The organism is Desulfobaculum senezii, from assembly GCF_054657395.1.
Window position 1 is genome coordinate 1264915 of sequence record NZ_BAAHYU010000003.1, and the last position, 12226, is coordinate 1277140.

Annotated in this window: 13 protein-coding genes; 5 read left to right on the forward strand and 8 right to left on the reverse strand. The window is 61.9% G+C overall.

Features of this window, described 5'->3' with window-relative positions; translation table 11 throughout:
• Positions 1 to 3: 3 nt before the first annotated feature.
• From xseB to ACYQ2T_RS14725, 4 genes are all read left to right on the forward strand, one after another.
• Positions 4 to 246 (forward strand): exodeoxyribonuclease VII small subunit, encoded by a 243-nt coding sequence (xseB, locus tag ACYQ2T_RS14710; protein WP_404843075.1) that lies wholly within the window; start codon positions 4 to 6, stop codon positions 244 to 246.
• A complete protein-coding gene (locus ACYQ2T_RS14715) occupies positions 224 to 1126 on the forward strand; it encodes a polyprenyl synthetase family protein (RefSeq protein ID WP_459901553.1) in 903 nt (300 codons plus the stop codon). Before xseB ends, ACYQ2T_RS14715 begins: the two co-directional genes overlap by 23 nt.
• A gap of 55 nt (positions 1127 to 1181) precedes the next feature.
• Positions 1182 to 3089, forward strand: a complete 1908-nt coding sequence (gene dxs, locus ACYQ2T_RS14720) for a 1-deoxy-D-xylulose-5-phosphate synthase (RefSeq protein ID WP_459901555.1) — start codon at positions 1182 to 1184, stop codon at positions 3087 to 3089.
• A gap of 316 nt (positions 3090 to 3405) precedes the next feature.
• Positions 3406 to 4035, forward strand: coding sequence for an FMN-dependent NADH-azoreductase (locus tag ACYQ2T_RS14725; RefSeq protein ID WP_459901557.1), 630 nt, complete (start codon positions 3406 to 3408; stop codon positions 4033 to 4035).
• 150 nt (positions 4036 to 4185) lie between these two features.
• On the opposite strand, the gene ACYQ2T_RS14730 is transcribed toward ACYQ2T_RS14725, so the two are convergent.
• The 4 genes from ACYQ2T_RS14730 to ACYQ2T_RS14745 form a co-directional block, all read right to left on the reverse strand.
• A complete protein-coding gene (locus ACYQ2T_RS14730; protein ID WP_459901558.1) occupies positions 4186 to 6006 on the reverse strand; it encodes a long-chain-fatty-acid--CoA ligase in 1821 nt (606 codons plus the stop codon).
• A 258-nt stretch (positions 6007 to 6264) separates the two neighbouring features.
• A complete protein-coding gene (locus tag ACYQ2T_RS14735) occupies positions 6265 to 6978 on the reverse strand; it encodes an SPOR domain-containing protein (protein WP_459901560.1) in 714 nt (237 codons plus the stop codon).
• Positions 6979 to 7020: 42 nt separating this feature from the next.
• Entirely contained in the window at positions 7021 to 8676 is a 1656-nt protein-coding gene (argS, locus tag ACYQ2T_RS14740) for an arginine--tRNA ligase (protein ID WP_459901561.1), read from the reverse strand.
• A 90-nt stretch (positions 8677 to 8766) separates the two neighbouring features.
• Positions 8767 to 9717 (reverse strand): ACP S-malonyltransferase, encoded by a 951-nt coding sequence (locus ACYQ2T_RS14745; RefSeq protein ID WP_459901563.1) that lies wholly within the window; start codon positions 9715 to 9717, stop codon positions 8767 to 8769.
• Between the two features lie 147 nt (positions 9718 to 9864).
• Between ACYQ2T_RS14745 and ACYQ2T_RS14750 the strand changes: the two genes are divergently transcribed.
• A complete protein-coding gene (locus ACYQ2T_RS14750) occupies positions 9865 to 10518 on the forward strand; it encodes a 16S rRNA (guanine(527)-N(7))-methyltransferase RsmG (RefSeq protein WP_459901564.1) in 654 nt (217 codons plus the stop codon).
• On the opposite strand, the gene ACYQ2T_RS14755 is transcribed toward ACYQ2T_RS14750, so the two are convergent.
• The 4 genes from ACYQ2T_RS14755 to ACYQ2T_RS14770 form a co-directional block, all read right to left on the reverse strand.
• The gene (locus ACYQ2T_RS14755; RefSeq protein WP_459901566.1) at positions 10479 to 10703 is read right to left on the reverse strand and encodes a hypothetical protein; all 225 of its coding nucleotides are present in this window, start codon (positions 10701 to 10703) and stop codon (positions 10479 to 10481) included. The genes ACYQ2T_RS14750 and ACYQ2T_RS14755 overlap by 40 nt on opposite strands.
• A gap of 62 nt (positions 10704 to 10765) precedes the next feature.
• Complete coding sequence (locus tag ACYQ2T_RS14760) at positions 10766 to 11194, reverse strand: phosphate-starvation-inducible PsiE family protein (RefSeq protein WP_459901568.1); 429 nt, start codon at positions 11192 to 11194, stop codon at positions 10766 to 10768.
• A 19-nt stretch (positions 11195 to 11213) separates the two neighbouring features.
• Positions 11214 to 11588, reverse strand: coding sequence for a hypothetical protein (locus tag ACYQ2T_RS14765; RefSeq protein ID WP_459901569.1), 375 nt, complete (start codon positions 11586 to 11588; stop codon positions 11214 to 11216).
• A gap of 155 nt (positions 11589 to 11743) precedes the next feature.
• Positions 11744 to 12214 carry a 23S rRNA (pseudouridine(1915)-N(3))-methyltransferase RlmH gene (locus ACYQ2T_RS14770; protein WP_459901571.1) on the reverse strand — a complete coding sequence of 157 codons (471 nt, stop codon included), beginning with the start codon at positions 12212 to 12214 and terminating at the stop codon, positions 11744 to 11746.
• Between the last annotated feature and the right edge of the window lie 12 nt (positions 12215 to 12226).

Below are 12226 nucleotides of genomic sequence, written 5' to 3' on the forward strand. Positions count from 1 at the left end.
CCCATGGCCAAAAAGAAAGACGATTTTGAATCGCAGCTCGCGAAGCTGCAAAAAATAGTGCAGGACCTCGAAAACGGGGAACTGCCGCTGGAAAAGGGCGTCGCCCTGTTTAGGGAAGGCGTGGAACTGGCCAAATCGTGCCGCAAGCGGCTTGAAGAGGCCAAAAACGAAGTCAGTCTGCTCACCGAAGAGGGGCTGAAGGATTTTCATCCGGAAGAAGGCGATGACGCAGCAAAAGAAAGTTGACGCACAGAAGACCTTGGCCAACTACGCCAAGGCCGTGGACGAATATCTGAACAAGTGCCTGAAGGACCGTGGAATCGACGAGCGCCTTCTGGAATCCATGGAATACAGCCTGATGGCTGGCGGCAAGCGCCTGCGCCCGGCCCTGTGCCTTGCGTGGGGCGCGCATTTTGGTCTGGACTTTGATGCCAGCATGCCCTTTGCCAGCGCCATTGAGCTTATCCACACCTATTCCCTTATCCACGACGACCTGCCCGCCATGGACGACGACGACCTGCGCCGGGGCAAGCCCTCGAACCACAAGCAGTTTGACGAAGCCACGGCTATCCTCGCGGGCGACGCACTGCTGACCGAGGCCTTCAACATGATGCTGAACACGCAGGGCGTGCCCGCCGAGCGTGTGCTTCAGGCCGCAGCCGTGGTGTCCTACGGCGCTGGTCCTAACGGTATGGTTGGCGGCCAGATGCTTGATATGTCCCTCACCGGCAAGATTGACGTGGCCCTTGAGGAGCTGCAGCGCATGCACTCGCTCAAGACCGGCGCGCTCATCACCGCGGCGTGCCTCTCCGGCGCCATCCTTGGCGGCGCGGACGAAGAAGGGCTGGGCAAGGCCATTGAATACGGCAAGAACCTCGGCATGGCCTTCCAGATTACGGACGACCTGCTGGACGTTCTGGGGACCGAGGAAGAGATTGGCAAGCCCGTGGGCAGCGACGAAGGACAGGGCAAGAATACCTACCCCCGCCTCGTCGGTGTGACGGAAAGCAAGGGCCTCGCCATTCAGGCCGCGGCCAGCGCCTGCTTGCCCATCAAGAATGAGCCCGGTGTTCAGGCCGATTTCATGCGTTCGCTCGCGGAGTACATCGTTCTTCGCGCCAGCTGATCGCCTTGCCCGGGAAGCCCGGGTTTTCTGCAACTGTAATGGATAAGGATTCGGCATGGACGCCACTCAGCTCAGCGACAATTCCATCCTTTCCCGCATAGAGAAGCCGACGGACGTACAGCGTCTGTCCTCGCGGGAATTGCACCTGCTGGCGGATGAAATCCGGCAGGAAATTATAGAAACGGTGTCCACAACGGGCGGGCACCTTGCTCCGTCCCTTGGCGTGGTGGAGTTGACCCTTGCCATGCTGCGCACCTTCAATCCCCGTGACGACAAGTTCATCTGGGATGTGGGGCACCAGGCCTATGTGTACAAGATGCTTACCGGACGGCGCGACAGGTTCAATACCCTGCGCACCTATGGCGGCATCAGCGGCTTTCCCAAGATGTCGGAGAGCGAGTACGACCACTTTGGCGTGGGACACTCGTCTACCTCCATCTCCGCCGCTCTCGGCATGGCCTGCGCGCGCGACCTCAAGGGCAAGGACAACCGCGTTGTCGCCGTCATTGGCGATGGCTCCATGACCGCCGGGCTGGCCTATGAGGGCCTCAATCAGGCGGGCGGCATCCACAGTGACATGATCGTGGTCCTCAACGACAACGAGATGTCCATCTCCAAGAATGTGGGTGCGCTGTCGTCCTTTTTGTCGCGCAACCTCACCAAGAGCTGGGTGGTGCGCTTTAAGAAGGACGTGGAGAATATCCTCAAGTCCGTGCCGAAGATTGGCGAGGACCTCGCCACCTACGCCCGCAAGTCCGAAGAGGCGTTCAAGCACTTCTTTACGCCGGGCATGCTGTTTGAGGCGTTCCGCTTCAACTACCTCGGCCCCTTTGACGGCCACAATATCGACGGCATGACCCGCGTGTTCGAGCAGGTGAAGAAGCTCAAGGGCCCGCTGCTTGTCCATGTAATGACCACCAAGGGCAAAGGCTATGAGCCTGCGGAAAACAACCCCACCTACTTCCACGGTGTGGGCTGTTTTGAGCCGGAAACCGGCCTTGCCAAGAAGTTTGGCGCGTGCTCGTTGCCGTCCTACACCAGCGTGTTTGGCGACACCCTGTGCCACTGCGCGCAGGAGGACGAGCGCGTGCTTGCCATTACCGCCGCCATGCCCGAGGGCACGGGGCTGGACCGCTTCCGCGAGCGCTTCCCCGAGCGCTTTGTGGATGTGGGCATCTGTGAACAGCACGCCGTGACCTTTGCCGCAGGGCTGGCCGCCGAGGGCTTTAAGCCCGTGGTGGCTATCTACTCCACCTTTATGCAGCGCTCCTATGATCAGATTGTGCACGACGTGTGCTTGCAGAATCTGCCCGTGGTGCTGTGTCTGGACCGTGGCGGACTGGTTGGCGAGGATGGCCCCACCCACCACGGCGCATTCGACCTCAGCTACCTGCGCCATGTGCCGAACCTTGTGTTCATGGCCCCGTCGGACGAGGCCGAACTCCAGCGCATGTTGGTGACCGCCATCCAGCACGACGGTCCGGTGGCCCTGCGCTACCCGCGCGGTGTTGGCATTGGCGCGCCCACGGTGGAGGACCCCGAGCCGCTGCCCATTGCCGAAGGCAAGCTTATGCGTGATGGCGAGGACGCTGTTGTGGTTGCCATTGGCAGCCGCGTGAATCCGTCCATCATCGCCGCCGAGGAAATCGAGAGCGCCACGGGCCGCAAGGTTGCGGTGTTCAATGGCCGCTTCATCCGCCCCATGGCCGAGGACCAGCTTGTGGACCTCGCCCGCCGCTTCAAGCATATGCTGATAGTTGAGGAGAATGTCCTCAAGGGCGGCTTTGGCTCCGGCGTGCTGGAAGTGCTGGCCGACCACGACGCCCTAGGCTCCGTGCGCGTGCAGCGCATTGGCCTGCCAGACGGCTTTGTGGAGCACGGCACGCAAAAGCAGCTGCGCGCCAAGTGTGGCATCGACAAGGACGGCATCCGCCGCACTCTGGAGGAGATGCTGGGCCTGTAATCCGCCGCGCCGCGGCGAGGTGGCCGCGATGCGGCAGTCGGCGGCGCGTCTTGCAGGTGCTTTCCTTGACGCCGTCATCTTGCGCCGCGTTGTGGACGCATTCGCGGCGTATGGCGCGGCATGGTTGCACAGTGCCTTTTCCGCTTCAGCGTTGAGACTGAATTCTTCCGCCCCGTGGCCCAGCGCCGCGGGGCATTTTTTTGCCGTGGCGTTTGGGGAGCGTCTTTGACACCTCGTTGCCGCGCTGTCATAAGTGGACAGTGAGACTTGAACCGACAGGGCACCACGCAGTCGGTGACCGACAAGGAGGCCACCTATGAGTTCACTCTTGTACATCAAGGCGTCGCCGCGCGGCGAGCGCTCCCATTCCCTCGCCGTGGCGGAAGCGTTTGTGGAAGCCTACCGCGACGCGCACCCCGGCGTCAGCATCACAGAAAAGAACCTCTTCACCGATGACCTGCCGCCCTTTGATGGGCCGACCATTCAGGCCAAGTACAACGTCTTGCATGGACGCGATCATACCTTGGCGGAAAAGGACGCGTGGGACGCGGTTGTGCGCGTCATTGACGAATTCCGCGCGCACGACCGGTATCTGTTTGCCGTGCCCATGTGGAACTTTGCCATCCCCTATCCGCTCAAGCACTATATCGACCTGCTGGTCCAGCCCGGGCTGACCTTTGGTATGACCGAGGAGGGCGGGTATTACGGTATGCTGGAGGGCAAGAAGGCGGCCATTATGTATGCGCGGGGTGGGCAGTATGCCCCCGGCACGCAGGCCGAGGCCTTTAATCACCAGTCGCCGTATTTGGAAATGATTCTGGGATTTATGGGTATAACGGAGGTCCATCCCGTGGCCGTGGAGGGAACCCTCTTTGGTCCGGACGTGCGCGACCCGGCCAGGCAGGCCGCCATGGAGCAGGCCCGCTCCCTGGCCGCGACACTGTAAGGTGCAGCGACGGGAACGGCCCAAAATCCCGCCCAGAATGAGCAGGAAGCAAACGCGGAAAACCGTCTGCGTTCTGCGCGTGAAAGGCATCACCAAAAAAGCCCTCCGGCGTATGCCGGAGGGCTTTGTCATGTGCGGAGATGGCGCGGTTTAGGCGTCCGAGTCGCCGGGCGCTTTGGGCGCAGGGGCGTCGGTGTCGGCGCTTTGCGCAGTGCTGTCCGCGGCCGGGGCAAGGCCTGCGTCTTTGGCATCCTTGGCGGCTTTGCGGGCGGCGCGGCGTTCGGCCATCTTTTTCATTTTTTCCTCTTCCTCGGCGCGCAGGGCGCGGCGCAGGACCTTGCCGACCATGGTCTTGGGCAGTTCGTCGCGGAACTCCACCTTACGCGGCAGCTTGTACTTGGCCAGCTTCTGGCGGCACCAGGAGATGACTTCACTCTTGGTCATCTTTTCATCGTCGCGCAGGACGACATAGACCTTGATGATTTCACCGCGCGAGGGGTGGGGGATGCCCACAGCCACGGCGTCTTTGATCTTGGGGTGTTCATAGAGGACTTCGTCAATCTCGCGCGGGTAGACGTTGTAGCCGCTGGTGATGATGAGGTCCTTTTTGCGGTCCACAATGAAGAAGTAGCCGTCGTCGTCCATGGTGGCGATGTCGCCGGTGTACAGCCAGCCGTTACGCACGGAGTTGGCGGTTTCGTCCGGGCGGTTCCAGTAGCCCTTCATCACCTGCGGGCCGCGCACGACCAGCTCGCCCTTTTTGCCGGGGGCAAGGGAGAGTTCGCCCACTTCCATATCCACGATGCGGGCGTCCGTGGACGGGAAGGGCAGGCCGATGGAGCCATATTTCTTCACGCCGGACAGCGGGTTCAGGTGCGTGACGGGCGAGGCCTCGGTCAGGCCGTACCCTTCGATGATTTCCGCCTGCGTGATTTCCTTGAACTGCTCCAGCGTTTCCACCGGTATGGGCGCGGAGCCGGACACACAGTAGCGGATGGAGGTGAAATGACTGGGCCGAACGTTCTTTTGCAGCAGCAGGGCGGAGTAGATGGCCGGCGCGCCCGGGAAGATGGTCACCTTGCGCTTGGACAGCGTCTCCAGCAGGTCCTGCGGGTCGAACCGGGGCACGGGGACCATGGTAGCGCCAAGGGCCGTGGGCAGGTTCAGACAGGTGGTCAGTCCGTAGATGTGGAAGAACGGCATCACGGCCACGAAGGTTTCGTGCGTTTCGCCCACGGCGTGCAGGATGGTGCGGCACTGCTGGACGTTGGCGGTCATGTTCTGGTGGGTAATCATGACGCCCTTGGAGATGCCGGTGGTACCGCCTGTGTACTGGAGCAGGGCGAGGTCTTCACGCGGGTCGGACGGGGGACGGCTGATGCGGTCCTTGCCCTTGGTCAGCGGCTTCCACTCCAGCACGGTTTTGCCGTCGTAGGGCACATCGCGAAAGAGCTTCTTTTTCTTGGCGCTCAGGCCATAGAGCATGTTCAGCGGAAAGGCCAAACAGTCCGGAATGCGCACCACGATAAATTTTTTCACCGGCAGCTTGTCGCGCACGGCTTCGATTTTGGGCCACAGGTGGTCCAGAACGATCATGGTGTCGCAGTCGGCATCATTGAGCTGGTGGATCAGCTCCGTCTCCATGTACAGCGGGTTCGTCATCACGACGATGGCCCCCGCCTTGAGGGCGGCCCAGTAGGAGATAATGGTCTGGGGCAGGTTCGGCAGCATCATGGAGATGCGTTCGCCGGGCTGGATGCCAAGGGAGCGCAGATTGGCGGCCATGATTTCCGTCATCTGGTGGAGCTTCTTATAGGTGATGCTCCAGTTCTTGAAGACGATGGCCTTGCGGTTGGGGTAATGCTTGGCGGCCCTGTCGAGGTAGCCGAAAATGGGCATTCCCTCGGGGTCTATGGTATGGCTCACTTCTTCGTCGTAGCTCTTCAGCCAGGGGCGCGGGATATCTTTCATGGGCTGTTGTCCTCATGCTCGTGGAGTAGTGTCCCGGACAGGTCCGCCGTGCACGGCGTTGCCCGGGCATAAGCTGGGATACATAATATGGATTTGGCGTGAAGGGAAGCGCCTTATATTTGCTGGCGCAATGGTTGGCATATACATGCCGCGCGGGAAGCACTAGAACCCCGGCTGCGGCTGGGCGCGGCCGCCGCAACGAAAAAGCGCCCCGTACCACAAGTGGTACGGGGCGCTTTGCGTGTCTGCATGGGGCGTCTACAGCGGCGTTTTGGACTTGAGCAGCGGCTTGGAGATGCCAAGGGTGCCCAGTTTTCGCATCAGGTCGCGGGTATCGTCCGCGGTGCCCTGAAAGCTGATAATGACGCGGTGCCATGTGGAGCCTTTGGCCTGCGCGCGTTCAAGACGGGAGGACAGCCCAAGGCTGGCCAGCTTATCCTGAAACTTGCGCGCCGCGGCGATGTCCTTGAGCGAAGCCACCTGATACGCGTAGCGGTACATGGGCTCGCTGGGGGCCACGGGCTTGGCCGTTTTGGCTGGCGCGGGGGCGCTGACCTGCGGCTCCGGCTGCGGCGTGACTTTGGGCTTTGGCGCGGGAGCGGCCTTTTTGGCCTGCTGCTGCGTGGGCGCGTTTTTGCCCGTGTTCGCGTCTGCGCCGGGTTTCTTGGACAGTTCGGAGTAGAAGTTGAGGTCCTCGGCCCGGAGCACGTCGTCATTCTGCGCCGGGGCCTGCTGGGCCTTGGGCATAATCTGCTCCAGTTCCGGTACGGCGGATTCGGGCTTATAGCCACGGCCCACCAGCACGCCGAGGATGAATATCCATGACAGGGCCACCAGCGTCAAAACGGTCAGCGAAACCAGTCCTGCCAGTGAGAACGACACCGTGTAGCGTTTGGGCTCCTTTTTGTCGGCGTCCTTCTTTTTGGATTCGTTTTTGGTATCTTTTCCGTTCAGCTTCAGGCTCAGGCCCATGATGCGTCTCCTGTTCGGTCAGTTGCGGGAACGGGTGCCGGGCTACATGCTTTCCGGCGCGCTGACGCCCAGAAGGCCAAGACCGTTGCGCACCACCTGTGCCACGGCCATGAGCAGACGCAGGCGCGCGCTGATGACCTCGGGCGTGTCCGCGCCAAGGATGGTGTTGGCGTGGTAGTAGCGGTGCAGAGCGCCGGCCAGTTCCTGCAGGTAGGTGCTGATGAAGTGCGGGCTCAGGTTGCGCGCGCCGGATTCTACCGCGCCGGGGTACTGGGCCAGCAGCTTGAGCAGGCGCAGGTCCTCGGCGGTGTCCAGATGCGCCAGCAGGTCGGCGGACAGTTCGGCCGGGGTGATGTCGCGTTCGGCGGCCTTGCGCATGACGGAGCAGATGCGGGCGTGGGCGTACTGCACATAGTACACCGGGTTGTCCATGGTCTTCTGCTTCACCAGCTCAAGGTCAAAGTCCAGATGGCTGTCGGACTTGCGGGACAGGAACATGAACCGTGCGGCGTCCGCGCCGGTTTCCTTCACCACGTCGGCAAGGGTTTCAAACTCGCCGGCGCGGGTGGACATAGCCACCTGTTCGCCGTCGCGCAGCAGGTTCACCAGCTGCACGAGGATAACCCCGAGGCTGTCGCGGCTGCGGCCAAGGGCCTCCACGGCGGCCTTCATGCGCGGCACGTAGCCGTGGTGGTCCGCGCCCCAGATGTCCACGCACAGGTCAAAGCCACGGTCAAACTTGTTGTCGTGGTAGGCGATGTCGGATGCGAAATAGGTCAGGGAGCCGTCGGACTTGCGCAGCACGCGGTCCTTGTCGTCGCCGAATTCGGTGGACTTGAACCAGAACGCGCCGTCCTTTTCGTAGGCAAGGCCCTTGTCGGCAAGACGCTTGAAGGTCTTGTCCACAGCGCCGGTCTCCACAAGGCTCTTCTCCGAGAACCACACCTGATGCTCCACGTTGAACGCGGCAAGGTCTTCCTTGATGCCATCAAGGATGGTGTTCATGGCGTATTCGCGGCAGATGTCGAGGATTTCGTCCTCGGGCTTGTCCTTGATTGCCTCGCCGTGCTGGTCCAGCACCTGCTGGGCTATATCAATGATATAGTCGCCCTTGTAGAAGTCCTCGGGGTCCGGCGCGTCAATGCCGATAAGGCGCTGCAGGCGAACCCATACGGAGTTGCCAAGGATGCGCATCTGGCGGCCGGCGTCGTTGAGGTAGTACTCGGTGTGGGCGTCGTAGCCTGCGGCGCGCAGGATGCGCGTCAGGCAGTCGCCCACGGCGGCGCCGCGGCCATGGCCGATGTGCAGGGGGCCGGTGGGGTTGGCGGAAACGTACTCCACCTGCACCTTGGTGCCCTTGCCCATTTCGGACATGCCAAAGCTGTCCGCGGCAGCGGCGATGTCGGTCACGGTCTGCTGCCAGAAGGCGGGGCTGAAGAAAATGTTCAGGAAGCCGGGGCCGGCGATTTCCACCTTGGCAATGTCCGGGGTGGCGCCGTCGATGGCGGCGGCGATGTCGGCGGCAACCTCGCGGGGGGGCTTGCCCGCCTGCTTGGTCAGCATCATGGCGATGTTGGTGGCCATGTCGCCAAATTTTTCATCCTTGGGCGGTTCGATGGTCGTCTTCTCGGGCCAGGTGTAGCCGTTGTCGGCGACGAATTTTTCAAGCAGGCTTTTCAGGTAATTCTGTGCGCGCATCGTATGTTCTCGTGTTCTGCGCACCGTGCGGCGCGCTGGTGTTGTATACGGTCAAGCCGCTGGCTGCCGGGGCGGCCAGCGGCGGGGGGACTACAGGCCGGGAGACGCGGCAAGGACGGCGGCGGAGCTGTCAAGGCTCTTGGCGGTCCACTCGTCGCTGACGCCCTTGAGGTTCTGGCCCAGCATCTTGCACAGCACGCCCTTGGGTCCGGGCTCGTACCAGGCGCGCACTCCGGCGTCGTACTGGTTGGTGCTGATTTCAATCCAGCGGACGGAGGAGGTCATCTGGCGGACCATGATGTCGCGGATGGCCTCGGGGTTGTCCTCGGTGGATGCAGTCACATTAAAATAGACGGGCGTTTCCGGTGCGCGCCAGTCCGCGGCCAAAAGCTGGGACTTCAGCTCCTCGGCGGCCTCGGCAATGAGCGGGCTGTGGAATGCGCCGGAAACAGGCAGCGGGATGGCGCGGCCCTTGGCGGCCTTGACCATATCCGCCGCAGCGGCGAGGGCGTCCTTTTTGCCGCTGATGACGAACTGGGCGGGGGTGTTGTAGTTGGCAACGCCGAGCTCAAGGCCGGTAGCCTCGCGCGCGGCGGCGACAATCTCTTCCACCTTGTCCTGCTGCAGTTTGAGGATGGCGTGCATGCCTTCGTCATCGCCGCCAGCCTCGGCCATCAGGCGGCCGCGCAGGGCGGTCAGCTCCAGCGTTTTTTGCACGCTGAGCACCTTGGCGGCGGCCAGTGCGGCGTATTCACCAAGGCTGTGCCCGGCGAAGCAGTCGGCCTTCAGGCGCTTGGATGCATACATCCACAGCGACAGGCAGCAGACCGTCATGGCGGGCTGCAGAACCCGGGTGTCGGCCATGTCGGTGTCGTCGCCGCCCCAGAAGATTTCCCGCAGGGGGTGCTGGGAGACGGCTTCGGCCTGTTGCCACAGGTACATGTATTCGCTGTCGCTCTCGGCAAGGTCGCGGCCCATGTCCCGCATTTGGGAACCCTGACCGGGGAAGATAACCGCGGAAAGCGGATTGATTGCGTTCATGGCGTGTCCTCCACTATGGTGTGTCGCACGGCGGCGTAGCCCCCAGCGGCGGGGCTGTCAAGTCTGGCCGCATGGCGCTTGCTTTTCCCGCTGGGGTGTGCCATTGCCTGCCCCCTGCGGAAACCTCTTCTTGTTTAAAGGATTGTCATGGGAAAGCCCACCCCGGAAAACGTCGCCGCCCTTGCCGCAAAGCTCGGGCGGAATTTGGAGCCGGAACAGGCCCGGCTTTTGGCCCTGTACATCGAGTCGCTGCTCAAGTGGAACAGGGTGATGAACCTTGTGGCCCACAGCGACTGGAAGCGCGTGCTTGGCGACCTTGTCGCCGACAGCTGGCATCTTGCCGACTTTTTGGACACGTTGTCCATTGCCGATTCGCCGTCCACGCTGGATCTTGGGGCTGGCGCGGGGCTGCCGGGCATTCCCCTGCGCGTCTTCTGGACGCCGGGAACCTATCGCATGGTGGAAATCCGTGAAAAGCGCGTGGCGTTTATGCGCTACGCCCTCTCCCGCATGAAGCTCCAGAATACGCAGGCCCTTGGCTGCCGCGTGGAGGATATTCCGGAAGAGGCCTTTCCCGCCAATCTTATTCTCAGCCGCGCCTTTCGGCCGTGGCCGGACGTCTTGGCCTTTGCGCTGCCGCGTCTGGCTGATGGCGGCGTGTGCGTCATCCTTGCCAACGAAGCACCGCCCACGGACATGGCTCCCGCCGCGTCGTGGCGGCTGGTTGGCTCCGCCAAATACCACACCGGCGGCAAAGACCGCTACTTCTGGGGCTTCACCCCGGCCAGCGCTTCCAAGTAGCCATCCTTAAAGATGAGCTTGGTGGCCTGTTCGTTGGCTTCGTCAGCGACGTCCATGAGCTTTTCGAGGAATTCGAGGATGGCGTAGCGCTGTTCCTCGTCGGCGTTTTCAAAGTCAAAGGCGAGGTCGCCCGAGGTCAGGTAGGCTTCGAGCTTTTCCAAATAGTTCATGTCCAGAATGGCCATGGCATTCTCCTTGTCACGTATGTGAAAGGTGGATGCCACAATCCGCCGCCGGGGTAAAGTCTTCACCCGGTGGCGGTGTCGTTTGGGCTGAAGCGGACGGCGAGAGTCCGGACCACCCCAAGGCATAAAATGAGCGCCCCGAAGGCGATGAGCAGCGGCCATTCCTGATGCCCATGGGCGTACAGACTGACCAGAAGCTCGCGGATGACGAACACCAGGGCCGAGTCCGTCATGGTGGTGAGGCTGATGCGGCGGGTTTTGAAATAGTCCACAAAGCCCTTGAAAAGTTCGATAATGACCAGAAAGGTCAGTATCTCAATAATGGCTTCGTGGTAGGCGGTGCGCAGGTCGCCATGCTCCAGCAGCTTCTGGATGCCAAACAGCGTGCGGATAAGGCCTATGTTTAGGAGCAGAATGATGTAGGCGATGACGACGTTCAGGATGAGCGTAAGAGACTTGTCAAAGACTTCGTCGGTGTGTGGCAGTCGCATGGAGACAGTGGGCCTCCCCTTATGCGGTTTGCCCGGAAACATGGGCGAGGAGAAAGGCCTCAAAGTCATATTCCAGCCCCTGCGGCACGTCGTCCTGCGTGACGCAAACCCGCGCCGCAAGAACGCCCGCGCGCGAGGCAAAGGCCGAGTGTGTGCACCGGACGTGCTGGCCAAGCAGGGCGCTCTGCACGCGGCGCGCGACATCCGGCGGCACCGCATTGTCCGTGGCGCTGTGGGGACGGACGCGGCGGATGCGCCCGTACCCCGTCTCTATGGAAAGGGTCAGGTCGTCCGCCACGGCGCAGACGCGCCCGGCGGTATGCCGCTCCGTACACAGCAGCAGGCAAGCCATGGAAAGGCCGCTGCTCAAAAGAATAATGATGCTGTTGTCCATTGCGTTCTCCTTGTATGGTTTTCCGGCACGATAGGCCCGCGGTGTGGCGGGCGTATGACGTGCAGGTGAAGAACGATACTCAGAGCGAGAGTGGAAAAGCGGCGGCTGGCGGCGAGAAAAACGGCGTGCGCCGGGGCAGGTGAGCACTGCCCCGTTTACACGTGGTGGTAGGGCAGCCCCTTTTGGATGCTGGCCGCGCGGTAGAGCTGTTCCAGCAGCAGCACGCGCGCCAGTTCGTGCGGGAAGGTCATGGGCGAGAGGCTGAGGGTGAAGCGGCATTTGTCCAGCACATCCTGCGATAGACCAAACGCGCCGCCGATGATGAAGCAGGGCGCGGTGGCCGGGTCCTCGGACCATGTGGTTAAGGACTTGGCAAGGGCCGGTGAGGTCATGGTTGCCCCGTGCTCGTCTAGGGCAACGGGAAAGTCCTGCGGGTCCAGTTTTTCGAGGAGCTTTTTGCCTTCCCACTCTTTTTTGGCCTCGGTTTCCAGATGGCCGGGGGCGTCCTTTACGATAACTTCGGTCACCGGGTAGTGCCGTTTGATGGCTTTATGATAATAGGCGGCGGCGTCCTGCCAGTGGCCTTTTTTGAGCTTGCCCACCCAGAGGAATTTCAGCTTTTTCATGTGTTCTCTTTT